The following is a 24,539-nucleotide window of genomic DNA, read 5'->3' on the forward strand; positions in this document are numbered from 1 at the left end:
CAATTCACATTACCCCGGGTGTCGAAGCCCACCTATGGCTGGGTCGTACGTCATCATCGGTGACGGGATCGCGGGGAGCTCCGCGGCGGAGAGCCTCCGGGAGGGCGCTCCCGACGCCGACATCACCGTGATCACCGACGAGGGTGAAGCGCTCTACAATCGCATTCTGATCAAGGAGTTCGCGAAGGGGAAACTACCCGCGGCCCCGATGTCGATCCACGATCCCGACTGGTACGACGAGCGCGACATCGACCTCCAGCTCGACACCCACGTCACCGAGATCGACACCGACGCACACACCCTCCACACCCACGAGGGCACGGAGTACAGCTACGACAAACTCCTCGTCGCGACGGGCGGGACGCCGGTCCAGCTCCCCGTCGACAACAGCGACGCCGAGGGAATCCACCACTTCTGGACGTTCGACGACGCACGCGCGATCAAGGAACACGCCGAAGACGCCGACACCGGCGTCGTCGTGGGTGCCGGGCTCCTCGGGATCGACTTCGCGGCCATCTGCGGCGCACAGGAGATCGACGCCCACTACCTGATGCGCGGCGAGTGCTGGTGGCGGTACGCGCTCTCGAAGGACGGAGCCGACATCATCCACGACGCGCTCGAAGAGAACAACGTCACCCCCGTCTTCGACAGCGGCGTCGATCGGTTCGAAGTCGACGATTCGGGCCACATCTCCTCGACTGTCGACCCGAACGGCGAGACCTACGACAGCGAGTTCGCCGGGGTGGCGATCGGGCTCGACTTCAATCTCGAACTGCTCCAGGGGACAGACATCGAGCGCGACAACGGCGTGGTGGTCGACGAGTATATGCAGACCTCGGTCGACGACGTCTACGCCGCGGGCGACCTCACCCGGTTTTACGACACGATCATCGACGACTACGCCCAGAACGGCTCGTGGGGCAGCGCGAAAGAGCAGGGTTCGATCGCGGCTCAGAACATGCTCGCGGACACCGTTGCGTCGGAGACGCAACGAGCAGACGGCGAAGCCGTCGACGGTGAGGAGGAAGCGTTCCGTTGGGTTTCGTCCTATTCGATCACCCACTTCGACTTCCCCTTCCTCTCCTTTGGCCATCCGACTCTCGGCGACGACCACGCCGAGGCGAAGTTCTCCGACACCGAGTGGCGGCGGCTCGCGTTCAAGGACGGCAAGATCGTCGGCGGCGTCCTGATCGGCGATCTCGCCCCCCAGAGCAAGTACAAGAAGCTGGCTCGCGAGGAGCGTGTCGTGGCCGATCAGAAAGACGTCTTGATGCGAGAGGAGGTCGATCTCGACGAGCTCGCGCCCGCCCCGGAGCAGTAGACCGGCACGAACGGCTATCATAGCGAACGACCCTCGATCCCTCCGGCAGTCTGCACCACCGACGCCCGGTGGTGGCGCGCGGGAGCACGCCGAAGGCGTGCGACCCGCGCGAGGGATGACCGAGTGAAGCGAACGGAGTGAGCGAACGAGGGAGTCGGTTGGGGAGGGTGTGGCGGTCGCGGCGCGGTGCTGGGGTGGGGTACCAGTGATCGAACTGCGAACGAGCAACGCGAGTGAGCAGGTGTTTTTAGTCCAGGTTTTTGCGACGAGCGGTGCGTGAGCGTAGCGAGCGCACCCGAGGAGTAAAAAAGTGGGTGCGGGAGGGAGTGGCCTGCGGTTCTCATTTGTGTCGGGAGAGTCCTCGTCGCGATTGGGTCCTGCAACTGGGTCCGTCGAACGAGCTGCCGACAGTCCGTCGTCTCCGTCGAAAAGCGGGAATCGCATCGAAGCCGTTTTCCTCCAGCACGGCCGATCCGAGGTATGGAAGGCGGCAGCGGCGACATGACGCTGGCGTTCGAACTCGCGGCGCTCGAAGCGCTCGCTGACCCCACCGAGGTGGTTTCGGACGCACGCCGGTGGACCGAGTACGTCGGCGTGATCTCCGACCAGCCCACCTACGTGGTCACGAACTTCACCCGGAAACACCGCATCCGGCAGGATTTCTTCTCGGGACCGCGCGGGCGCGAGGAGAGCCTCGACAACGTCAAACGCCAGTTCGACACCGAACGCCACGTTTTCGTCGGCACCGACGAGGATGACGTCGACCTCGCGGAGGATGTCGAGTGGGAGTATCTGGCGCTCGACGACGCGGCCGACGCCGCCGGGTGGACGCTCGCTGCCGACGCACCCGACGAGGACGATCCCGACACCGACACCGCGACGCGCGACGACTGGCCCTGAATCCGATCGCCGTTCGTGTGCGTTGATTTCCCGGCCCGCAATCGCCGGCCACATGCATTGATTTAATATCTGCCGCGTGGACGGTCGTGATATGTCACTGCGAATCGGGACGGCGCTCCGTGAGGGAGCCCGCCGGACGTTCACGCGCGACGGTCTCGTTCTCGCCGTCGTGTTCGTCGTCATCGGGATCGTTACCGCTCTGGCCACACAGACGATCGCCGCGAACGCCGTCGATACGGTGCTCGAACTCATGCGATCGAATCAGGGGGCTGGCGAGGCGGAGTTCACTCGCGAGCAGATCAGGATGGTCGAGACGTCGACCGAGGGACTGACGCCGTTCGCCCTGCCGGTTCCGCCCATCGTCGCGTGGCTGCTCATCGCACTCACTGCCGTCCTCGGGGAGGCAGCCAACATCATTGCCGCTCGGGCCTTCTTCGCCGAGAGTAGCCGAGCGCTTTCGGGCGGGCTCGCCGGCCGGAATATCGTGCTGGCGACACTCAACGGTATCGTCGGCGGGATCGTCGTCGGGATCATCGTCGCCATCGGGCTGATCTTCCTGATCGTTCCGGGGATCTTCTTCGCGATCGCCTTCCTCTTTCTCAGACAGGAGATCGCGATCGAAGACAGCAATTTCGTCGACGCGATGGCAGACAGCTGGCAGTTGACGAAGGGCAACCGACTCGAACTGTTCGCGCTCGTGATTGGAGTGGCGATCCTCGTCACGCTCGCCTCGACGGTGGTGCCGCTGCTGGTCGGGGCCGTCAGCCCGCTGCTCAACGTGGTCGTTTCGATCCTTCTCGGCGGCGTGACGGCCGTGTTCGGGACTGCGGTGATAACGCGTGCGTACGCACAGCTTCACGCCGACCGCGCCGCCGTCCAGAACGGCGAGGACATCGACGAGTGGGCGGTCTAACGCCGGGGAGCCGCGGCGTTTAACCGCGTGCCGTCCCTTTGCTGACGTATGGCAGAGCCACGCGTCCCCGGGAGTCGGGGGTCGGACCTCGCCCTCCCCTGCGGCGAGTCGGTCGCGATTGCGGATCTCGACATGGGGATGCGGGAGTTCGACTGTGACTGCGGCGAGCGCCACGCGCTCGTGATGGACGTCCATCCACCGAGTCGGTTCGTTCCCGAGTCGCTCGTCGAAGTGCTCCGCGAGACGATCGAACCCACCGAGGGCGACGAGTTCGACACGCTCCATCTGATGGGCGTCGTCTTAGAGGAGTTCCCCGAGAAGGTCGTCGCCGAGGACGTCGCCGAGAACAGCGACGTCGGCTACGCCCTCGTCTGGGCCACCGACTTCGACGCCCGGCGACTCCACGAGATCGTGGTCGAACTCGTCGTGGAGCTGATGGAACACGCGGTGAGCCACACCGACGACGACGCGGCGAGCGAGTTCGAACGCCAGATGCACGAGTTCGACGTCGAGGCGTTCGTCGACCAGTACCGCCGCGAGCGCGAGTTCGAACGCGAGACCGATACGCCCGTCTGACGCCCCCGCACCGGGCGTATCGGTGCCGGCTGGCGATTCATCGAGTGCGCCGTCATACGGCTGTCTGACGCCATGTTATGTGGGTGGAGGCCATGGGAAGACGTATGCAACTCCGCCGGGGCGAGTTCGAACGCATCCGGACGGTGCTCGCGGAGGTCAACCCCGACGAGCCGCTGACGGCGCGGGAGATCCACGACCTGCTCGACGAGCGCGACGAAACACTCGACAGTCCACACCGGGTGGCCACCGTCCTCGGCCGCCGTGCGGACGGCGAGGTCGAAGTCATCCGAGATCGGCCGTACCGGTATCGCGTGCTCGACGGTACGGTGAACTGACCCGCCGAAATCGAGCGGTTTCGGTCGACCGACTGCTTTTCGAGCGGAGCGGCGCTTCGTTCCATCGAGACAGTAACTCCGACGAGCTGCTGTGGCGTCACGTCTTCGAACAGGTCACGGAACGAGGTCGCCGGCCCCTTGATTTCGATTTTCGAAACTGAGTTGCGTATCTCGTACCCAATCGTGGTGCTTATTACGATGTACGCACCACGACGGGTAATGACCGACGAGGACAGAACGATTTTGCTCATCGGCAGCGGTCCGATACAGATCGGCCAGGCGGCGGAGTTCGACTACTCCGGCGCGCAGGCGTGTCGCGCACTCGCGGAGGAGGGCGCGCGAGTCGTCCTCGTCAACTCCAACCCGGCGACCATCATGACCGATCCCGAGATGGCCGACGAGGTGTACATCGAGCCCATCACGACCGACGCGATCGCCGAGATCATCGACGAGGAGCGCCCGGACGGCGTCATCGCGGGGCTTGGGGGCCAGACGGGATTGAACGTGACCGCCGAGCTCGCCGAGGAGGGCGTCCTCGACGAGTACGACGTCGAGATCATGGGGACGCCGCTCGACACCATCTACGCCACCGAGGACCGCGATCTGTTCCGCCAGCGGATGGAAGACATCGGACAGCCGGTGCCTGCCTCGACGACGATCACCCTCGAAGAGGGCGAATCGGAGACGAACCTCGACGAGGCAGGCCTGCGCGAGCGCGTCGACGCGGCCGTCGATTCGGTCGGCGGACTGCCAGTTATTTCCCGGACGACCTACACACTCGGCGGGAGCGGGTCGGGCGTCGTCGCGGACAGCGAGGAGCTGTACGAGCGCGTCCGGAAGGGATTGCGGCTCTCGCGCAACAGCGAGGTCCTCATCACCGAGTCGATCGCGGGCTGGGTCGAACTCGAGTACGAGGTGATGCGCGACGCCGACGACTCGTGTATCATCATCTGCAACATGGAGAACCTCGATCCGATGGGGATTCACACGGGAGAGTCGGTCGTCGTGACGCCCTCGCAGGTGATCCCCGACGACGGCCATCAGGAGATGCGGACCGCGGCGCTCGACGTGATCCGCGACCTCGGGATTCAGGGTGGGTGTAACATCCAGTTCGCGTGGCGCGACGACGGCACGCCTGGCGGTGAGTATCGTGTCGTCGAGGTCAATCCCAGAGTCTCGCGCTCCTCCGCGCTCGCCTCGAAGGCGACCGGGTACCCGATCGCGCGCGTCACCGCGAAGGTCGCCCTCGGGAAACGGCTCCACGAGATCGACAACGAGATCACCGGCGAGACCACCGCAGCGTTCGAGCCCGCGATCGACTACGTGGTCACGAAGGTCCCCCGGTGGCCGAGCGAGAAGTTCCGGGACGTGGAGTTCGAGCTCGGAACCGCGATGAAGAGCACCGGCGAGGCGATGGCGATCGGGCGGACCTTCGAGGAATCGCTTCTGAAGGCGCTGCGCTCGACCGAGTACGAGCCCGATGTCGAGTGGGACGCACTCGACGACGCGGCGCTCGAAACGGAGTATCTCGAACGCCCGACGCCCGACCGCCCCTACGCGATGTTCGAGGCGGCCGAGCGGGGCTACACCGCCGACGATCTCGCGGCGCTCACCGGGATCAAATCGTGGTACACCGAGCGCTACGTTCGGATCGCCGACGCCGCGCAAGCGGCCGCCGCGGGCGATTTCCAACCCGCAGCGAGCGCCGGATTCACCAACAGCGAGATCGCCGCGACCGCCGCGGCCGGTGGCACCGAGATCGGCGGTGTCGGCGACGTCGAGTCGTCGGTGACAGGCCGGAAATACAAGCAAGTCGACACCTGTGCCGGCGAGTTCGCGGCCGAGACGCCGTACTACTACTCCGCGCGCAAGCCCGAGTACGCCGACACCGGTCCCTACGAGGGAGAGGGAGCGGCGGGCGAGCTCGAAGTCGATCGCGACGTCGAGAGCGTCGTCGTGGTCGGTGGTGGCCCGATCCGGATCGGCCAGGGCGTGGAGTTCGACTACTGCTCGGTCCACGCGGTCCGCGCGCTCCGCGAGATGGGGATCGAGGCCCACGTCGTCAACAACAATCCAGAAACCGTGTCGACCGACTACGACACGTCCGATGGGTTGTTCTTCGAACCGATCACCCCCGAAGAGGTCGCCGATGCGATCGAGGCCACCGGGGCCGACGGCGTGATGGTCCAGTTCGGCGGCCAGACCTCGGTCGACATCGGGCGCGGACTGGAGAGCGAACTCGACCGGCGGGGCCTCGACTGCGAGGTGCTCGGCACGTCGGTCGAGGCGATGGACCTCGCGGAGAACCGCGATCGGTTCAACGTCCTGATGGACGATCTCGACGTTTCCCAGCCTGTCGGCGGTGCGGCCGTCAGCGAGACCGAAGCGCTCGAACTCGCCCACGAGATCGGCTATCCCGTGCTCGTCCGGCCGAGCTACGTCCTCGGTGGCCGCGCGATGGACGTGGTCTACGACGACGACGATCTCCGCGAGTACGTCGAGGAAGCCGTCCGCGTGAGCCCGGACCAGCCGGTCCTGATCGACGAGTTCCTCGCGGGCGCGGTCGAACTCGACGTCGATGCCGTTGCAGATGAAGCGGGAGACGTCCTGATCGGCGGGATCATGGAGCACGTCGAGTCCGCCGGGGTCCACTCGGGCGACTCGGCGTGTATGATCCCGCCGCGCTCGCTCGACGCCGACGTGCTAACGCAGGTACGCGATGTCGTCGAGGGGATCGCGGGCGCGCTCGACACCGTCGGTCTGCTCAACGTCCAGCTCGCGATAAAGGAGGGCGAGGTGTACGTTCTGGAGGCGAACCCGCGCTCGTCCCGCACCGTGCCGTTCGTCTCGAAGGCGACGGGCGTCCCGATCGCCAAACTCGCTGCCCAGGTGATGGCGGGTGCGTCGCTCGCAGACCTCGACGCGACCGAACAGGTCCCCGAGCAGACGAGCGTGAAGGAGGTCGTCCTGCCGTTCGACCGGCTCCCGGGAAGCGACCCGCGACTCGGCCCCGAGATGAAGAGCACGGGCGAGGTGATGGGGACCGCCGAGGAGTTCGGGAAGGCGTACTGGAAGGCACAGTCCGCGACGGGCAAGCCGATCCCGGCCGAGGGCGTCGCGGCGGTCGACCTCTCGGCGGCTGAGTTCCCCGATCCCGAGAGCGATGCGGGAGGCGACCTCCAGAACGGGTTCGCCGCACACTTCGACTGTCAGGAGTTCGACGACCTCGCAGCGGCGATTCGGGAGGGGAAGGTCGATCTCGTGATCTCGCGGGATCGCGCGGCGCTCGAAGTGTGTGTCGAGGAAGAGGTCACGTACTTCTCGACCGAGGCGAGCGCCCGCGCCGCACTCGACGGCCTCGCGGCGCGCGACACGGATTCGGCGGTCGCGGCGGTCGACCGGCGGCCGAAACGCGACGCCGAGTGGGGTCGCGCCGACTGACCGTCTCAGGGGAGAATCCGAGCCGAGGGCGACCATCGACACCATCTTTATTCGTCCGGGCCGCGACACCTCACTCATGGCCGAAACGCTTGCCGACGAGGAAATCAGCGAGAACGCCCCCGCAGAGTGGCAGCAGGACGGCGACGAGATCGTCCGCGTCTACGAGTTCGAAGAGTACCTCGATGGCGTGGCCTTTGCTACCGATGTCGCCGAGATCGCCGACGAGGAGTTTCACCATCCCGAGATTCAGGTGCGCTTCGACGAGGTCGAGGTGCGCCTGACGAGCCACGAGGCCGGCGGGGTGACCGATCAGGACATCGAGATGGCAGGACGGTTCGACGACGTGCGGTAACGCAGCAGGATCACCAGCGACCCGCTCCGGCGGGCGACTGCTGCACGTCATCGGCCCCCGGCAGAAGGGATTTATCGGTGGCGACCGTATTTACAGAGCCCGATGGCCCCTCCACAGTACGATTTCTGGCTGCTCGATCTCGACGGCACGCTGGTCGACGTCGAGGCGAGCTACGTCCGCAGCGTGTTCGACCGCGTCGGCGAGCGCCTCGGCCGGCGGTTCACCGACCGCGAGGCCGAAAGGCTCTGGCACGGGCTCGGCGGTCTGCGCGACGACCAGCTCCGGGCGTGGGGGATCGACGTTGCCCGGTTCTGGGACGCGCTCCACGCGATCGAGGACCCCGAGGCCCGCGCGGCCGCGACCTTCCTCTACGACGACGCGCGGGCGTTCCTCGCGTCGATCGACGCCCCGATCGGTGTGGTGACCCACTGCCAGCCGTTCCTCGCCAATCCGGTACTTGATCGTCTCGATCTCCGCGAACGGTTCGACGCGGTGGTCTGCTGTACGAGCGAGATCGGCTGGAAACCCGATCCCGCACCCGTCCAGCTGGCGATCGACCGCCTCGATGTCGCGCCCGAGAGTCAAGGGGTGCTCGTCGGTGACGGCCCCCACGACGTCGGCGCAGCGTGGAACGCGGGCCTCGACGGGATCCACGTCGAGCGCCACGGTCACGATCGCCGGGGATGGTGTGTCCGGGGCGACCGCCGCATCACTGGCTTCGGCGACCTTTGAATCCCGGCAGGTCCGTACACAACTCGTCGAGATCGTCGAGCGCGCGTTCGAGCGCCGCGACACCAGGTTTCTCCATCCGATCCGAAGCAGCGAGCAGCCGAACGGTCTCTTCGCCGAGCGGAACGAACCCACAGTCGAGCTTCTCGGCGGTCGCACGGAGCCCGAGCCCCGCGTCGGCCCCGCCGGCAGCCACCCGCCGGGCCGGGCTCTCGTGGGCTTCGAGGGTGAAATCGAACCCGTCGATCGCGTCGACGAGATCGTGGCGGTCGGCCTCGCGCTCGTCGGCGAGGTCGGCGATCGCGTTCGAGAGGGTCGTTCGCAATCCAGAGGCCGTCGGACGGTTGACGAACGCGAGGTCGCGATCCACGAGATCGGCGAGATCGTCCACGTCTTCGGGGTTGCCGAACGGAACGACGAGGCCCCACTCGCGGGTCCAGCCGCCGATCTCAGTCGTGTTGGCGTCCAGTTCGTCGGGATCGCCCGTCACCGCCACGATGTCGGAAACGCCGTCGCGGAGCCACCGACGGGCCGCACGGCTCCCGACACCCAGATAGCGCGGTCGGTCGATCCGGTCGAGCAGTCGCGAGAGGAGCGGGTCGTCCTCGCCGACGCCGAGAACCGTCGGAGGACGAACCTCGGGCGAGAACAGCTCGATCGTCACCGCCTCGCCCGCGTCGAGATAGGCGACCTCGGCGTCCATCTCCACGATCCCGTCGGCTTCGACGAGGCTGGTGGTCGCGCCGCTGCCCTTGTCGACCGGGTAGACCAGAGTCTCACCCGCACCGTTTTCGACCAGTCCGACGGGAACGAGTCGATGACGACCTTCCTCGGCGCGCTCCTCGACCGCCATCCGTCCCCGGACCGTCGCGGTCGCCGGTTCCGGCAGCCCGGCGGTCCGGCGGATCGCGGGGGCGACGAACGTCCGGAAGATCGAGAGCGCCGAGACCGGATACCCGGGCAGCCCGACGTACGCCGATCTACCGGAAGACTCGCTCTGCTCGTCTTCCGTACCGTCCGAGTCCTGTTCGGACCCGGAGACCTCCAACTGGCCCACCAACATCGGCTTGCCCGGCTTGATCGCGACCCCATGAAGGAGAAGGTCGCCCTGCTCCTCGATGACCTTGTAGATCACGTCGACGGCGCTCGCGGAGGTCGAGCCCGACGAGCAGACCAGATCGCACTCGGCGGCGGCCTCACGGAGCACGTCTTCGAGTGCGTCGTAGTCGTCGCCAGCGTGTGGGTAGACGACGGGCTCGCCGCCGGCCTCGCGAACCGCGGCCGCGGTCGCGTTGGAGTTCACGTCGTAGATCTGGCCCGCCTCGCTGTCGAGATCCTCGCCAACGCGGACGAGTTCGTCGCCGGTCGAGACGATCCCGACTCGAGGTTTCGCACGCACCGGAACTCGATCGACGCCGAGCGCGGCGAGCAGCCCGATCTCGCGCGCCGTCAGCCGGGTTCCGGGCCCGAGTGCGCGCTCGCCCGCCGCGATGTCCGCGCCAGCGGGCATCACGTTCTCGCCCGGCGTCACCGACGTCCGGACCGCGACCCGCTCGCCGCCCGTGTCGCCCGCTGCATCGTCGCTGCCTGCACCACCGTCGTCACCCGCTACGTCCTCGCCCCCAACGCGGTCGGTCCGCTCGACTGCCACCATCGCGTCGGCGTCGGGCGGCATCACCGCGCCGGTCGCGATCTCGACCGCTTCGCCAGGATCGAGATCGACCGTCGGCCGTTCGCCAGCTTCGACGACGCCGACGAGATCGAACGTCGCGGGATCGGTTTCGGTCGCCCCGAACGTCTCGCGTGCGTGGAGCGCATAGCCGTCGAGCGCCGACCGGTCGAACCCGGGAACGTCGAGCGTCGCGTCGACCCGCTCGGCGAGTACCCGGCCCTCGGCCGCGTCGAGCGACACGGTTTCGGTTCCCGGATCGAGGTCGAGCGACGCGATCGCGTCGTGGGCCGCCGCAGGCGATGCGAGATCGCGGAACTGCTTGCGCTCGCTCATATTTCTGCCTCCCAGTGTTCGACCGCAACGGTCTCACCCGCTGGAATCCCCTCACGCTCTTCGGCGACGACCACCCAGCCGTCAGCGAGCGCGACGCTCGACAGCACGCCCGCGCCGCTCGTCCGCGTCGGAACGGCCGTCGGCGTGTCGTCGCCCTCCTCTCGTAGCTCGATCCGTGCGTGGGTTCGGACGCCAGGTTCGCTGGGGATCTTTCGATCGAGGTGCGCCTCGGTCGTCGGATGGGACCGGACCGAGTGGTGGCCGACGTGCCGAAGCGCGGGTCGAAGCAGTTGGACTGCGGCGACGATACACGAGACCGGATAGCCTGGGAGCATCAAAACTGGTGTGTCCGCGACGACCCCGAATCCTGTGGGATGGCCGGGTTTGCACGCGACACCGTGGACCAGCACCTCGCCGAGGTCGTCGACGATCTCGGGAACGAGGTCGCGCTCGCCGACCGACGAACCCCCAGTCGTCACCACGAGGTCCTTCGTCAGATCGCGCTCGATCGCCGCCCGAAGCGCCGCGCGGTCGTCGGTCACGACGTCGCGGTAGGTCGCCCGTCCGCCCCAGCGCTCGACGTACCGTGAGGTCGTGAGACCGTTGGTTTCGACGACTTCACCGGGGTCGGGGTCGGCTTGCACGAGTTCCTCGCCCGTCGGTATCACCCCCACGGTCGGGCGATCGTACACCGAAACCTCGTCGATGCCGACCGACTTCAGCAGACCAAGGTCCGAAGGCCGGAGCCGATGGCCCGGTTCGTAGAGGCACTTTCCCGACTGAACGTCCTCGCCGACCGGTGCGACGTTCTCGCCGGCGGCGACCGGATCGAGTACCTCGATCTCGTCACCGACCGTCTCGACGTGTTCGACCATCACGACCGCATCGGCCCCGTCCGGGAGTTCGCTGCCGGTGTGAACCCGCATCGCGGTGTCGGGATCGTCGATCGCATCCCGTCGGAGGACGGCAGGCGAGCGCCGACTCGCATCGAACGTGTCGGTGGCCCGAACCGCGAACCCGTCCATCGCCGCACGCGGGTAGTGCGGCACGTCCCGCTCGCTGACGACCGGCTCGGCGAGCACACGGTCGTCGGCGGCGACGAGGCCGACCGATTCGACCCGCTCCGTGGGTTCGGCCCGGTCGAGCAGCCGTTCGCGCGCCGTTTCGAGCCGAGTGAGCCGTTTGAACCCGCTCTCGCGGACGTCGTTCATACCACTCCTAACCGGGCGGGTGGGCAAAAACGTGTGCCGGAACGGTGGCGAGGAAAGACGGTGAGAACGACTGGTGGCAGTGATCGAATGGAGAGCCGGGAGAACGAGCGCTTCAGTGGAGACCGGCGACGACGATGGTCTCGGGACGGATGACGAACTCCGGGACCCGCGTCGAGCCGGGCTGGCCGGGATCGAACGCGAGACTGGCGGAGCCGCCGTGGTCGGCGCGGAGTTCGACCCGGACGGTGCCGACACTGCCGGCCGTGGCGGTGACGGTACGCTGACTGTCGCCGTCGACGGTGGGCGAATCGTCGACGAGGACGCCATCGCCGGCAGCGATACACACGTCGAGCGCGTGATCGGTGTCGTCTTCGTTGCGGAGGAGGACGGTCGGCGGTTCGGTGGCGGTGGGCTGTGGGCCGGCGGCGGCATCACCTTCGACCCTGGGCTCGGGACGGGTCTTCGTCATCTATCCGAAGATAGCACCTCCCCAATATGAACCATGTGGACCGTTACCGACCGTTCCCGATCGTTCAGCACTGTTTCGGACTGTTTCACGGCGTCTCAGACGTGAAATCGGGCCGTTGGTAGGGTGTCGGTGACCGCTATCGGGGGGTTTTTCGCCCCGGCGTTCCACGGTTTCCCCATGTCCGCGCTGCGCGATGCGTTGGGCGACCTCCCGGACCCAGTGTTCGCCGACCTGCTGGAGTCCGAGGCGGCGTATCTCCTCGTCATCGATCTTCCGGGTGTCGGCAGCGAGACGCTCGATGTCCGACTCGACGGGGCGCGTCTTCGGATCGAGGCCCGGCGCGAGAAGGACCTCCCGATGGCGTTTCGGTATCTCGACGAGGACCGGCCGCTCTTCCTCGACGCGGAGCTCCCGCTGCCGCCGGACGTCGCCGGGACGGGCGCGGAGGGGACGCTCGATCGGGGCACCCTCACGCTCCGGCTCCCGAAGCGCGACGCCACCGAGGCGACGTCGATCCCGATAGCGGTCGGCGGGAGCGAGTCCGACGAGCTGTGACGGGGCACACGCTGTGAACCTCCGTGCGTACGGCCGGTTCTTCGTCGTCTTCCGCCAGTTCCTCCCGCTGATCGTCGCGTACCTTCGGGACCGCCGACGATACTTCCTGTTCGGCGGGCGGCGTGAGGTCACGAGCACGATGCGACGCGAACGCGCGCGTGTGCTGCTCGATTCGCTGTTGACACTCGGCCCGACGTTCATCAAGCTCGGCCAGCTCCTCTCGACGCGGCCCGACGTCCTGCCACCAGAGTACGTCGCGGAGTTCTCGAAGCTCCAGGACGAGGTCCCCCCTGCGGAATGGGCCGAGGCCGAACCGGTGGTCGAGGAAGAGCTGGGATCGGTCGACGAGGCGTTCTCGGCGTTCGACACCGACGCGATATCCGGTGCGAGCCTCGGTCAGGTCTACCGGGCGGAGCTAGAGGGCGAGCCGGTCGCGGTCAAGGTCCGTCGACCGGACATCGAATCGCTGATCGAGGCCGATCTCCAGGTCATCAAGTGGAGTCTGCCCGTCCTCATCCGGTTCATCGGCGAGGCGCGCTCGTTCTCGCTCGAAACGCTGGCCGAGGAGTTCGACAAGACGATCCACGAGGAGATCGACTACACTCGGGAGGCACGGATGCTCCAGGAGATCCGGGAGAACTTCGCGGGCGACGACACGATCCGCATCCCGAACGTGGTCGAGAGTCACTCCACCCCCCGCGTGCTCACGATGGAGTACGTTCCCGGGACCAAGATCACCGCGGTCGACGAGCTCGATGAGATGGGGATCGACCGCACCAAGCTGTCGGAGCGCCTCGAACGGGTCTACCTCCAGATGATCGTCGACGACGGCGTGTTCCACGCCGATCCCCATCCCGGCAACCTCGCGGTCGAACCCGACGGCACGCTCGTGTTCTACGACTTCGGGATGAGCGGTCGGGTCGACGACTACATCCAGAGCAAGATCGTGGAGTTCTACATCGGGATCGCGAACCAGGACATCGACGCGATCCTCGACGCACTGGTCGAGATGGGCACCCTCAGCCCGACCGCCGACCGCGAGACGATGGGCAACGTGATGGAGCTCGCGATACAGGACATCCGGGGCGAGGAGGTCGACCAGTACCGCGTTCAGGAGGTCGTCGGGCAGGTCGAGGACACCATCTACGAGTTCCCGCTCCGGCTGCCCGCGAACCTCGCCCTGGTCCTTCGTGTCGCGACCGTCGTCGAGGGGGTCTGTGTCACGCTCGATCAGAACTTCGATTTCATCTCGGTCGCGACCGACTACCTCGTCGAGGAGGGGTATCGTGAGGAAGGGATCAAGCAGTTCCTCGAACAGCGCGGCACGGAGGTCACCGACCTCGCCGAGGCCACGGTGCGAACCCCGCCGAAACTCGAACGTGCGCTCGACGGACTCAACCGGGGCGATCTCACTGTACACGCCGATCTCGACGACACCGACGGCCTGTTCGAATCGCTCGCGAACCGCCTGGTCTTCGGCCTCCTGCTGACGGCGGGCGTGCTTTCGGTGGCGATACTCTACGCGTTCGCGACGCCGTTTGCGACTGCGGTCGCCGCGACGTTCTCGGTGGGAATTGCACTCTTGTTGTACCGGTCGTTCCGCAGCCGACAGCGGCTCCAGGCCACGCCGGAGTTCACTCGCCAGAGCCTGCGCCAGCGTCGCGGACAGGACACGGACTCCGTGACCGAAGGTGACGGCGCGACCGACACCATGGCCGAGCGCGATACCGGGGACGAAGAGGCAGGGCCGATCGGCACACCGATCGACGTCGAGCGAGAGCCCGACGACCGATAGTCGGTAGTCGGATGGAGAGAAGTGCGTCAGCCGCGATTTGAACGCGGGTCATCAGCATGGGAAGCTGAGGTGATACCAGGCTACACCACTGACGCGCATCCGGGAGGACGTGCTTCGACGACATAAATCACCCGAACTCGTGCGCTGTGGCGGGGAAGATGCGGGGAGATCAGAGCTCGACGCGTTCGACCAGCTGTTCGTCGGCGCTGTGGGTCGTGACGGCGACGATCCGGATGTGGTCTTCGAGACCGGAGTCGGTGAGTTTGGCCTTCAGGAGCGTGTCGACCTGGTAGACGCCGGCAGCGTCGGTCATCTCGATCTCGACGAGGACGGGCGCACCGTCGCCGGTTTCGAGCGAGACCTCCTGGATCGCCTGACTCGACACGGTGTTGATCCCCCGCCCGCCCTGCTCGTAGGGTTTGCGCGAGCGGCCGTGTTCCATGTCGAGCGCGTCGGCGACCCGGACGACGCCCGCCTCCAGGGTCAGCGGCGTCTCCGGAGTGTGATGGCAGAGGATCGCGTGGAGGACTTCGCCCTTGACACGGACGCGGGCTTCGGTGTCGTAGAACCCGAACTCGGGGAGGACCCGATCGAGCACGTCGGCGGCGAGCGGGATCGAGTAGTAGGGGTGCTCGTCGCGGTGGACGACGTGGCCGATGTCGTGGAGCGTGGCGGCGAGTGCGATGATCACGGGCTCGTCGGCTTCGTCGAGACCCTGATCGGCTGCGCCGTTGAACTGGACGCTGCCGGCCTTGAGCAGGTCGTACAGACAGAGCGCACGGTTGCGCACGATCGAGATGTGTTTCGCTCCGTGGTCGTTGTAGCGCTTGCGCGCGACCGGGTTGACGTTCTGGGCGTCGAGGTACGCCTGGATCTCGGGGTCGCTTTCGACGAGATCGAGCACCTCGTTGACCCGTTCGTCGGGGAACGCGTGGTCGTTTTCGGGGGCGTAGACGCGACCGCTGTTCGCGGTGCCGGCGGTGTCACTCATCGGACGGCGTTCGATGGCTGGAAGGAAAACTGATGGGGTCGTGTGCTGCGGTGAATGATCGAGACGGTACAGCGCCGCACCGATCGGCGAGGGCGAGCGTCTCGGCGAGGTCGCCGTTCGCGAGCAGTGTGGTGAAATCGGGGGCCGTGTCGCCGATATCGGCCACGAGCCGGGTAGACGTGACGAGCGCAAAACGCTTCCTACCCGAGCAAAAAGCCTATATTACACAGTTCGTAAGCTATGACCACGATGTTCGGAGCCATACTCCAGATACCAGGCATTCCCGGCGGGCCGGAGGTGTTGATCATTCTCGTGATCATCGTCTTCCTGTTCGGGGCGAACAAGATCCCCGAACTCGCTGGCGCACTCGGCGAAGCCCGCGGCGAGTTCGAGCAAGGACGATCGGAAGTCGAGAACGAACTCGAAGACATGCAGGACGTCGCCCAGAGCGACGCCACTTCGGAGACGGCAAACGCCGCGAACGAGGCCAGTTCGGGGGGCGACGCGGTCGATCACAACCCGCCGGAAGTCAACGAGAAGAACACCGAAGTCGAGAGCAACTAACAACACAACGGTTTTTCCCACCCGCCACTTCGCCCCGCCGGGGCGTGTGGCCTAGCGGATAGGGCGAGAGGTTCCTAACCTCTCGATCGCGGGTTCGAATCCCGTCACGCCCGCTTCGCGGCCGTGACGTACTCCCACTCGCTACGCTCGTGGGAGTCCCGCCACGCCCGCTGTCGTGTTGCGAACGGACGTGAGCAACCGACAGCGTACCGTGCGAGATTCGAAGCAGGGAGAGCGCAGTCTCGCGACCGACGGGAGCGAGGAAGCGATCGACCGGGGTTCGAATCCCGCGCACGAACCTTTTTACTGCGGAGGGATTGCGCTCGCTCACTACGTTCGCTCGCGCAACCCTCCTTGCAAAAACGTTCACCGGAGCGGCGTAGCCGCTCCGAGCCCTCGTTCGCTTCGTCTTCGCGCGGCGAAGCCGCGCGAACGGCCCGTGGGACCTTCGATCCCACGCTGCTCACGAGGACATGAAAAACCCCCGCTCGCGCCCGCTGGGCGCTCGCCGTGAGCGACCGCAGGGAGCGAACGAGAGCCAGAGAGACGCGGAGCGTCTCTCGTGAACCGCGCTCGCTCCGCTCGTGCGGACGCTGCGCTCTCCGCAACCGCCCCGCACAGCACCGCCCGAGCCCTCGGCCCCTCACTTCGTTCGGGCCTCGCCCTCGATCCACCAGGACTGCACCGCCACCACTACAACTGCACCGCCGCCACCACGACCGCTCCGCCACCGCAGCTGCACAGCGGCCGCCCACACGAACCGCTTCGTGGTCCTCGATAACGTGCCAGAACCCTCCGAACATCCCCGGAATAATCGAATATTTCAGTCTCCATCGCGGATTCCACGATAGTGGCGGAAACCGACGGCGGCTCGCTGAGCCTCTTCAGAAATCGGGAGTTCGTCGCGCTCGCGAGCACCGCGTTCGCGCGCTCACAGGCGTACTCCACCATCCTGATCGCGCTCGCGCTGTACGCCGACCAGTTCGGGACCACTGGTACTGTGGAAGGGCTGTTCGGCACGGCATTCGCGCTGGTCCAGCTCCTGATCGTCCTCCCGCTCGGGCGACTGATCGACACCCACAACGCGAAACGCTTCCTGCTCGCCGGCCTGGTGCTCAACGTTCTCGTCTTCGTCGGATTCTCGCAGGTCGGCGACGTTTCCGGTGTCATCCTGATGCGCGTGGTCCAGGGCTTCGGCGCGAGCGTCCTCTGGATCACCGGCTCGGCGGTCGTGGGCGAACTCAGCCCGAGCGAGGAGCGCGGGAAGTGGCTCGGGACCTACAACCAGGTCGGGGCGTTTTCGAGCCTCGCTGGCGACCTCGTCGGCGGCCTCCTGCTCTACGTCTACGGGTTCTCCCTGACCTACGCCGTTCTAAGTGTCGTCACCATCGGCGCGACGGTCGCGGTCTTCTTCTTCCTCCGGGACAACCCCGGCGGGCGGACCGACCCCGAGGCAGCCACCGGCGTCGAGACCCTCCGCAGACTCATGGACCGGACCGCGATCCGCGCGCTCGTCGTCCTCCGGCTCGGCCTCAGCTTCGGCAAGATGGCGGTCATCATCTTCCTCCCGATCTACGCCCGGACCGAGTTCGGGATGAACCCCTTCCTCGTCGGGATCGTGCTCGCGGGTGGCAAACTCACGAAATCCCTCCTTCAGGGCCGCGTCGGCAGCTACACCGATCGAGTGGGCCACAAACACCAGTTCGTGATCGCGGGCGCACTGGTGTACGCGCTCGGCGCGGCGATCATCCCGCTGGCCGAGTACGCAGGCGCGGTGTTCCCCACCCTCTCGACGAATGCGTTCGGTGGGTTCACGCTCGTGCCGGCCTTTTTCGTGCTATTCAGTGCGTTCGCGGTGATCGGGATCGCCGACAGTCTCCGGCTCCCCGCAAGCATGGCGCTGTTCGTCGAGGAGGGCGAGCACTTCGACGCGGTCGCGGCGAGCCTCTCGCTGCGCTCGATCGGGTGGAAGGTCGGCCAGGTCGCCGGTCCCTTCACTGTGGGCGCGATCTGGGACGCGACGGGCGTGTTCGTCGCTTTCCTGACGGCCTCGGGGTTCATCGTGGTTGCCACCGGCGTGTTCGCCGCACTCTACAGCCTCGATCCCGCACCGAGCGCGACACCCACGCCGGGCGACTGATCTGCCGGAATCGCACCAGCGAGGACCTTGCCCAGCCGAAGCCAACACGCTTAATCGCCCGCCGACCCATTGTCCGGTAGTGTCGCTCGCGATTTCTACGACCGATCTCGAAAAAAGCTATGGCGACGTGCAGGCGCTCGACGGGCTCTCGCTGTCGGTCGAGCGGGGCGAGTTCTTCGGCCTCCTCGGCCCGAACGGCGCGGGCAAGACCACGTTCATCAACGTTCTCGTCGGGCTCGTCCGGAAATCCGGCGGCGAGGCCAGCGTGTTCGGCCACGACGTCAAGGACGAGTACCGCGAGGCCCGTGACCGGATCGGCCTCGCGCCCCAGGAGTTCAACGTCGACCGGTTCTTCCCGATCCGAGAAGTCCTGATCCACAAGGCAGGTTATCACGGGATTTCGACCGAGGAAGCGGGTCGGCGCGCCGACGAGGCACTCCGAACGGTGGGAATCTACGACAAGCGCGAGACGCGCTTCGACTGGCTCTCCGGCGGGATGAAACGCCGGTTCATGCTCGCCCGCGCGCTGGTGTCGGACCCCGACCTCCTGATCCTCGACGAGCCCACCGCCGGGGTCGATGTCGAACTCCGTCGGGATCTCTGGGAGATCATCACCGATCTCAACGACGACGGCACGACGATCCTCCTCACCACCCACTACATCGAGGAGGCCGAACGCCTCTGTGACGAGGTCGCGATCATGGACTCGGGGCAGAAGGTCACGGTCGCGAGCCCCGACGAGCTGATGGCCCGCGGCAACGACACCATCAGACTCCAGCTCCGCGAACCACCCGCGAAAGCTCCCAATATCGACAACGAACGGGTCGTGAACGTCGATCTCGACGGCGACACCCTCGTGATCACGGCTCCACAGGGTGGCGAGGTCGCGCCCGATCTCATCCGCCAGCTCGATCGCCAGGGCCACACCGTGGTCGACATCGACATCTCTCGAACCTCGCTCGAAGAGGTGTTCGTCGAGCTGACCAGACGCGACGAAGCGGACGAAACCGACGGGACCGATCGGGCCGACGAAACGGAATCGCCGGAGGCCTCGATATGAGCGTCGTCTCGACCGGTCTGCGAACCCTCGTCCACCGCGAGATCCTCCGGTTCGTCCGCCGGCCCCGGAACACGTTCCTGCCGCCGCTGATCACCAACGTGCTCTACTTTTCGGTGTTCGGGGTGATCCTCGGTGCGCGCGTCGGCTCGATCGAGGGCGTCGATTACATCCTCTACATCCTCCCGGGACTGATCGTGCTCGGCGTGATCGCGAACGCCTTCGAGAACGCCTCGTTTTCGATCTTCCACGGCCGCTGGAACGAGTACATCCACGAGATTCAGACCTCGCCGCTCTCCTACACCGAGATGGTCGGCGCGTACGTGAGCGCGAGCGCGCTCCGCGGCATGATCATCGGCGTGCTCATCGCGCTCGTCGGCGCTGTCATGATCCCGCTGACCATCGGGACGGGCGTCGGGCTCGCGAACCCGGTCTACGCGGTCGCGTTCGTGCTCGTGATCGCGGTGCTGTTCGCTGGCTTCGGCGTGATGGGCGGGCTCTGGGCACGCGACTTCGATTATCTCACCGTGCTGAACCAGTTCATCATCCGTCCCCTCGTGTTCTTCGGTGCGGTGTTCTATCCGCTCGACGCGCTTCCACCCGTGTGGCGAACGGTCTCGCTGGTGAACCCGATGGTCTACATGGTCGACGGGGTGCGATACGGCTTCCTCGGGATCGCCTCGATCGAGCCAAACGTTTCGCTCGCCGTGCTCGGCGGTGCGGCCGCAGTGGTCGTCGCGATCGATGTCTGGCTGTTCCAGCGTGGGTACGGACTAACCGAGTAGGTCGTCCTCGAACTCGAATGGACACTCGAAGGGCGACCGAACGAATCGTCGAGCGTCAAGAAAGCGATTGCACCAGCCGAGAATCGAACTCGGATCATGGGCTGTCTTCACCCGAACGGGGACCGTCCGCGTATGGAAGGCCCAGGTCTTGCCATTAGACCACTGGTGCGCATTCGAGTTTCTCTCGGCGGCGACTAAGGACCTTTCCCTTTAGTCGCCCACCACGGCGTAGCAGTTTCCCGCTTCTTCGAAGGTTCGCTCGATTCCGAGCGCGCTTGTGCGTAGGTCCCGTTCGAACTCGTCCGGGTCGTAGATGTGGTAGTATCGCGGAACGGTCTCGCCGCCGGGCAGCGTCCAGTCGACGGTCGTATCGAACCCCTCCTCCCGGTCGAACGTCTCGTGGGTCGTGCTCCACGCGCTCACGAGGGCGCGCCCACCCGGTGCGAGCACGTGCGAGAGTTCGTCGAGACTCGCGATGCGTGCGTCGCGGGTCGGGAGGTGGTGGATCGTGGCGATGTACACCGCGAGGGCCACGCTGTTGCTGGCGAGCGGGAGGTGGGTTGCGTCGGCCTGACAGAGTTCGATTTTGCCGTCCACCTCCTGGACCCGCTCGCGTGCGGTGTCGAGCACCGTGCGGCTCGCGTCGATCCCCACGACCCGCTCCGTTCGGTCGGTCAGCAGGGCGGCGTGGCGCGCGTTCCCACAGCCGAGATCGAGTCCCCAGGTCGCGTCGGTCGCGGGCGTCGCGCGCTCGACGAACCGCTCGACCGCCGGCCACGGGTGTGCACGCGTCTGGGCGAAGTGGCTCCCGATCCGGTCGTAGGTTTCTCTGACGCCGCGGCGCGTGGGCGAATCGTCGTCCATCGAGTGAGTCGCGTTCGGTCCCCGCCCACCTCAACCGTTCGGCTCGGCGATTCTCGGCTGGGCGGTCGCCCACCGATCGGCCACACCGGCGTTACGTTCATGACGCCGGGCGTCGTAGGCGAGCCATACCGAATGAGGCGCGAGTACTTCGACCTCCACGTCAGCAACACCGACTGGGTGGCGGTGGACGGCCAGCCGGCGAAACCCACCCTCACCATCGACTTCGACGGCCCGAGCGAGGTGCTCGAGGAGCGACTCGCGGGAACCGACGACCTCGTTGCCGCCGACGAGACCGACGTCAACTACCGCCTCCACGCCGACGATGGTGACGGTGTCCTCAGCGTCACCAACCGCATCACCGGCGATTTCGTGCTCGAACTCAACGCCGATTCGGATGGTGTGCTCGGGTTCATCCGGGCGGCGCGCGCCTACGGCGAGGCGACCGACGACGAGGGGCGCTACCAGATGGTCGTCCGCTTCGAGGGCCGTGACGTGCTCACCCAGGACAAGACGACGTTTCTCGTGTACAATAGCGAAGGAAATCTCGTGCGCCAGCACAGTCTGATCCCCGGCGGCGTCGAGCTCTAAGCCAGGACCGTCGGCGGAAACCACCCGCCATAAATACCGCCCGTTCGATCCTCGACCATGACTCTCTTCGGTACCGCGGGTATCCGCGGTGACGTCCGCGAGCGCCTCACGCCCGAGCTCGCGCTCGCGGTCGGCCGGGCCGCCGGAACCGACGCTGTCGACCAAGACGGTCAGCCGGTCGAGTTCGTGATCGCCCGTGACGGCCGCGAGACCGGCCCGGCGCTCGCGGCGGCGCTCGAAGCCGGCCTCGAAAGCGCGGGGGCGACGGTCCGACGGGCAGGGGTACTCCCGACGCCAGCGCTCGCCTTTGCCTCGCGCGGCCGTCGCGGCGTGATGGTCACAGCGAGTCACAACCCACCGACCGACAACGGGCTGAAGCTGTTCGAAAACGGCGAGGAGTACGGCGACGACGCCGAAGCCCGGATCGAGGAACGCGTCGAGGAGGACGGGTCGCCAACGGCGTGGCACGAGTGGGGCGACACCGAACGGATCGGCCCGCTCACGGGCTATCGTGACCGCATCGCGGACTACGCCGCAGGCCACGGGGCGGCGCTCGACGGGATGGAAATCGTCGTCGACTGCGGCAACGGGATGGCGAGCCGCGCGACCCCGCAGGTGCTCCGCGCGCTCGGGGCCGACGTGGTGGCGCTGAACGCGAACGTCGACGGCCACTTCCCCGCCCGCGGGAGCAAGCCCACGCCCGAGACGCTCGGCGATCTTCAGGTGTTTCTCGACGACAGCGACGACGGCGACGGAGCCGCGGCCAACGAGACCGATGGACCGACGCTCGGGATCGCCCACGACGGTGACGCCGATCGGGTCGTGTTTCTCGACGAAACGGGCGAGATCGTCCACGAGGACACCATCGTGGCGATCCTCGCCGAGCACTACACCCGCGCGAGCGACGCCGACGACCCGGTGGTGGTGACCACGCCGAACGCCTCCTCACGGATCGACGAGCGGGTCGCGGCGGCCGGCGGCCGAGTCGAGCGCGTCCGATTGGGAGCGCTCCACGTCGGGATCGCGGCGGTGCGCGAGGCGGGCGACGCCGACACGTCGGTGGTCTTTGCGGCCGAACCGTGGAAACACATCCACACCGCCCTCGGGCCGTGGATCGATGGTGTGGCGAGCGCTGCGGTGTTCTCGCGGCTGGTCGCCGGTCGGAGCCTCGCCGCGCTCCGCGAGCCGATCGCCGAGCGCCCCTACCGGAAGGTGAGCGTCGACTGTCCCGACGATCGAAAGGACGCGGTGATGGAGCGCCTCGCGACGACGCTTCCCGAGGCGTTCCCGGACGCCGCTGTCGAGACCGAACACGGCGTCCGGCTCGATCTCGACGAGGGGTGGGTGCTCGTCAGACCGAGCGGTACCGAACCCAAAGTCCGGGTGTACGCCGAGAGCGAGCAGGTCGAAGAGCTCCGCGAACGGGCGGTGGCGACGGTCGAGACGGCCGTCGAAGACTGAGCGTCGAATCCGCGAAAATCGTTTTCAAGGTTTTCTACGATGGGATCGCCCCGACGGCATCCGGTATTCCGACGATCGCCGTCGCGTTCTCACTGCTGCCCTCCGCATCCGAACCGATCTGCTTGCGCCGGACGGGCGTCTCCCGTCGACTTCTCGGAGGCGTCGGTCGGCGAGTGAACGATGCTGGGCGACACCCACACGTGTCCGTCGATGTCGCTATGCGAACATCGCCGGCACCGTCGGTGGTCCCGAATGAACGATACACTTATTCCACTACGACAGTGGTTCATGGCATGCGCACGAGTCCGGACAGACGACGATTCCTGCAGATCACTGGAGCAGCCGGTATCGCCGGTCTTGCGGGCTGTACGAGCGGCGGTGGTGGAAGCGGTTCGGGCAACGACTCCGGTGGGTCGAACGATTCAGGAGGATCGAACGGGTCCGGTGGCAACGGCTCGAACGCGACCGGGAACGCGAGCGGCGGGTCGGGTAGTGGCTCCGACATGAACGTCGGGATGGTGTACGCGAAGGGTGGCCTCGGCGACAAGTCGTTCAACGACTCGGCCAACCGCGGCGTCAAGCGGGCCGCCAACGAGATCGGCGTCAGTTTCAACAACGCTCAGCCGGAGCAGAACTCGGATTTTCCGACGTTTCAGCGCCGGTTCGCCCAGCAGACCAGCCCAGCCTACGACCTGATCTGTTGTATCGGGTTCGCACAGGTGAGCGGGCTTCAGGACGTCGCTCCCAACTTTTCCGACCAGAACTTCATGCTCGTCGACGGTGTGGTCGAGGAGCCGAACGTCGCGAGCTACACGTTCAAAGAACACGTCGGATCGTTCCAGATCGGCCACCTCGCGGGTCTGCTCACGACACGTGAGATGAGCGCGGGTGCGGGCGAAACCAACCCCGAAAACGCGACGCTCGGGTTCGTCGGTGGCGAGGAAGTCCCGCTGATCAAGAAGTTCCAGGCCGGGTTCGAGGCAGGTGCGAAACACGCGAACGAGGAGGCGAACGTGCGGGTCGCGTACACCGGTTCGTTCTCCGATCCCGGTGCAGGCAAGGAGGCCGCGGTCTCGATGTACGACAACGGCGCGGACATCGTCTACCACGCCGCCGGTGGGAGTGGTATCGGCGTGTTCCAGGCCGCCCAGGGACAGGGCCGGTACGCCATCGGTGTCGACTCCGATCAGTCGAAGAGTTCGCCGAATTTCTCCGACGTGATCCTCGCGAGCATGGTCAAGAAGGTCAACAACGCCGTGTTCAGGTCGATCGAGAACGTCGCCAACGACAGCTTCAACGGCGGGAGCGTGACGACCCTCGGTCTCGAAGGGAACGGCGTCGAGGCGGTCTACGGCCAGGAACTCGGCTCGGAGATCCCCGAGGAGGTCAAACAGTCCCTCGAGGAGTCCCAGGAGAAGATCATCGCGGGCGACATCTCGGTGCCACAAAAGCCCGGCCAGGGCGAGTGAGTGGCCGACGAACGATTC

The 24,539-nt window shown here is 66.4% G+C and carries 23 protein-coding genes and 3 tRNA genes; 18 read left to right on the plus strand and 8 right to left on the minus strand.

Annotation, left to right across the window (positions count from 1 at the left end):
• Nucleotides 1–34: 34 nt before the first annotated feature.
• From PHA81_RS01605 to PHA81_RS01640, 8 genes are all read left to right on the plus strand, one after another.
• Nucleotides 35–1,321 carry an FAD-dependent oxidoreductase gene (locus PHA81_RS01605; RefSeq protein ID WP_005045814.1) on the plus strand — a complete coding sequence of 429 codons (1,287 nt, stop codon included), beginning with the start codon at nt 35–37 and terminating at the stop codon, nt 1,319–1,321.
• Nucleotides 1,322–1,801: 480 nt separating this feature from the next.
• A complete protein-coding gene (locus tag PHA81_RS01610; protein ID WP_005045812.1) occupies nt 1,802–2,221 on the plus strand; it encodes a hypothetical protein in 420 nt (139 codons plus the stop codon).
• A 91-nt stretch (nt 2,222–2,312) separates the two neighbouring features.
• Nucleotides 2,313–3,134, plus strand: coding sequence for a hypothetical protein (locus tag PHA81_RS01615; RefSeq protein ID WP_005045810.1), 822 nt, complete (start codon nt 2,313–2,315; stop codon nt 3,132–3,134).
• 48 nt (nt 3,135–3,182) lie between these two features.
• On the plus strand, nt 3,183–3,710 hold the full coding sequence (locus tag PHA81_RS01620) for a DUF5815 family protein (RefSeq protein WP_005045808.1): 528 nt from the start codon (nt 3,183–3,185) through the stop codon (nt 3,708–3,710).
• Between the two features lie 104 nt (nt 3,711–3,814).
• Nucleotides 3,815–4,045: a hypothetical protein gene (locus PHA81_RS01625; protein WP_005045806.1), complete on the plus strand. Its 231-nt coding sequence runs from the start codon at nt 3,815–3,817 to the stop codon at nt 4,043–4,045.
• A gap of 219 nt (nt 4,046–4,264) precedes the next feature.
• Complete coding sequence (gene carB, locus PHA81_RS01630; RefSeq protein ID WP_005045805.1) at nt 4,265–7,486, plus strand: carbamoyl-phosphate synthase large subunit; 3,222 nt, start codon at nt 4,265–4,267, stop codon at nt 7,484–7,486.
• 76 nt (nt 7,487–7,562) lie between these two features.
• Nucleotides 7,563–7,838 carry a 4a-hydroxytetrahydrobiopterin dehydratase gene (locus PHA81_RS01635; protein ID WP_005045803.1) on the plus strand — a complete coding sequence of 92 codons (276 nt, stop codon included), beginning with the start codon at nt 7,563–7,565 and terminating at the stop codon, nt 7,836–7,838.
• A gap of 102 nt (nt 7,839–7,940) precedes the next feature.
• Nucleotides 7,941–8,570, plus strand: coding sequence for an HAD family hydrolase (locus PHA81_RS01640; RefSeq protein ID WP_005045801.1), 630 nt, complete (start codon nt 7,941–7,943; stop codon nt 8,568–8,570).
• Here the strand turns inward: PHA81_RS01640 and PHA81_RS01645 are convergent.
• The 3 genes from PHA81_RS01645 to PHA81_RS01655 all read right to left on the minus strand — a co-directional run bounded on the left by PHA81_RS01645 (nt 8,548) and on the right by PHA81_RS01655 (nt 12,252).
• Nucleotides 8,548–10,572, minus strand: a complete 2,025-nt coding sequence (locus PHA81_RS01645) for a molybdopterin biosynthesis protein (RefSeq protein ID WP_005045797.1) — start codon at nt 10,570–10,572, stop codon at nt 8,548–8,550. The two genes, PHA81_RS01640 and PHA81_RS01645, sit on opposite strands and share 23 nt — an antisense overlap.
• Nucleotides 10,569–11,783, minus strand: coding sequence for a gephyrin-like molybdotransferase Glp (gene glp, locus PHA81_RS01650; RefSeq protein WP_005045796.1), 1,215 nt, complete (start codon nt 11,781–11,783; stop codon nt 10,569–10,571). Before glp ends, PHA81_RS01645 begins: the two co-directional genes overlap by 4 nt.
• Before the next feature lie 112 nt (nt 11,784–11,895).
• Nucleotides 11,896–12,252, minus strand: coding sequence for a hypothetical protein (locus PHA81_RS01655; protein WP_005045794.1), 357 nt, complete (start codon nt 12,250–12,252; stop codon nt 11,896–11,898).
• A 177-nt stretch (nt 12,253–12,429) separates the two neighbouring features.
• Here PHA81_RS01655 and PHA81_RS01660 point away from each other — a divergent pair, with 177 nt between their 5' ends.
• Together PHA81_RS01660 and PHA81_RS01665 are read left to right on the plus strand one after the other, a co-directional pair.
• Complete coding sequence (locus PHA81_RS01660) at nt 12,430–12,807, plus strand: Hsp20/alpha crystallin family protein (protein ID WP_049910387.1); 378 nt, start codon at nt 12,430–12,432, stop codon at nt 12,805–12,807.
• Between the two features lie 13 nt (nt 12,808–12,820).
• Nucleotides 12,821–14,602: an AarF/ABC1/UbiB kinase family protein gene (locus PHA81_RS01665; protein ID WP_005045788.1), complete on the plus strand. Its 1,782-nt coding sequence runs from the start codon at nt 12,821–12,823 to the stop codon at nt 14,600–14,602.
• 22 nt (nt 14,603–14,624) lie between these two features.
• Here the strand turns inward: PHA81_RS01665 and PHA81_RS01670 are convergent.
• From PHA81_RS01670 to PHA81_RS01680, 3 genes are all read right to left on the minus strand, one after another.
• A tRNA-Gly gene (locus PHA81_RS01670) sits at nt 14,625–14,697 on the minus strand.
• Nucleotides 14,698–14,771: 74 nt separating this feature from the next.
• Nucleotides 14,772–15,593 (minus strand): HD domain-containing protein, encoded by an 822-nt coding sequence (locus tag PHA81_RS01675; RefSeq protein WP_005045786.1) that lies wholly within the window; start codon nt 15,591–15,593, stop codon nt 14,772–14,774.
• On the minus strand, nt 15,586–15,759 hold the full coding sequence (locus PHA81_RS01680) for a hypothetical protein (RefSeq protein ID WP_161606977.1): 174 nt from the start codon (nt 15,757–15,759) through the stop codon (nt 15,586–15,588). The genes PHA81_RS01675 and PHA81_RS01680 overlap by 8 nt, the downstream gene beginning before the upstream one ends.
• Nucleotides 15,760–15,842: 83 nt before the next feature.
• Between PHA81_RS01680 and PHA81_RS01685 the strand changes: the two genes are divergently transcribed.
• The 5 genes from PHA81_RS01685 to PHA81_RS01705 all read left to right on the plus strand — a co-directional run bounded on the left by PHA81_RS01685 (nt 15,843) and on the right by PHA81_RS01705 (nt 20,139).
• The gene (locus tag PHA81_RS01685; protein WP_049910397.1) at nt 15,843–16,157 is read left to right on the plus strand and encodes a twin-arginine translocase TatA/TatE family subunit; all 315 of its coding nucleotides are present in this window, start codon (nt 15,843–15,845) and stop codon (nt 16,155–16,157) included.
• A 40-nt stretch (nt 16,158–16,197) separates the two neighbouring features.
• Nucleotides 16,198–16,270 (plus strand) — tRNA-Arg (locus tag PHA81_RS01690).
• 737 nt (nt 16,271–17,007) lie between these two features.
• Nucleotides 17,008–18,297 carry an MFS transporter gene (locus PHA81_RS01695; RefSeq protein ID WP_005045780.1) on the plus strand — a complete coding sequence of 430 codons (1,290 nt, stop codon included), beginning with the start codon at nt 17,008–17,010 and terminating at the stop codon, nt 18,295–18,297.
• A 79-nt stretch (nt 18,298–18,376) separates the two neighbouring features.
• The gene (locus PHA81_RS01700; RefSeq protein ID WP_005045778.1) at nt 18,377–19,357 is read left to right on the plus strand and encodes an ABC transporter ATP-binding protein; all 981 of its coding nucleotides are present in this window, start codon (nt 18,377–18,379) and stop codon (nt 19,355–19,357) included.
• A complete protein-coding gene (locus tag PHA81_RS01705; RefSeq protein ID WP_005045776.1) occupies nt 19,354–20,139 on the plus strand; it encodes an ABC transporter permease in 786 nt (261 codons plus the stop codon). The genes PHA81_RS01700 and PHA81_RS01705 overlap by 4 nt, the downstream gene beginning before the upstream one ends.
• Before the next feature lie 68 nt (nt 20,140–20,207).
• Here the strand turns inward: PHA81_RS01705 and PHA81_RS01710 are convergent.
• A tRNA-Gly gene (locus tag PHA81_RS01710) sits at nt 20,208–20,308 on the minus strand.
• A 41-nt stretch (nt 20,309–20,349) separates the two neighbouring features.
• Entirely contained in the window at nt 20,350–21,003 is a 654-nt protein-coding gene (locus PHA81_RS01715; RefSeq protein WP_005045774.1) for a class I SAM-dependent methyltransferase, read from the minus strand.
• A 132-nt stretch (nt 21,004–21,135) separates the two neighbouring features.
• On the opposite strand from PHA81_RS01715, the gene PHA81_RS01720 reads away from it, so the two are divergent.
• From PHA81_RS01720 to PHA81_RS01730, 3 genes are all read left to right on the plus strand, one after another.
• Nucleotides 21,136–21,591: a DUF5793 family protein gene (locus tag PHA81_RS01720; RefSeq protein ID WP_049910396.1), complete on the plus strand. Its 456-nt coding sequence runs from the start codon at nt 21,136–21,138 to the stop codon at nt 21,589–21,591.
• 57 nt (nt 21,592–21,648) lie between these two features.
• Nucleotides 21,649–23,052 carry a phosphomannomutase gene (locus PHA81_RS01725; RefSeq protein WP_005045770.1) on the plus strand — a complete coding sequence of 468 codons (1,404 nt, stop codon included), beginning with the start codon at nt 21,649–21,651 and terminating at the stop codon, nt 23,050–23,052.
• A gap of 293 nt (nt 23,053–23,345) precedes the next feature.
• Nucleotides 23,346–24,521: a BMP family protein gene (locus PHA81_RS01730; protein ID WP_005045768.1), complete on the plus strand. Its 1,176-nt coding sequence runs from the start codon at nt 23,346–23,348 to the stop codon at nt 24,519–24,521.
• Nucleotides 24,522–24,539 lie beyond the last annotated feature (18 nt).

It is taken from the genome of Halococcus sp. PRR34 (assembly GCF_028617175.1).
Lineage (GTDB): Archaea > Halobacteriota > Halobacteria > Halobacteriales > Halococcaceae > Halococcus > Halococcus salifodinae.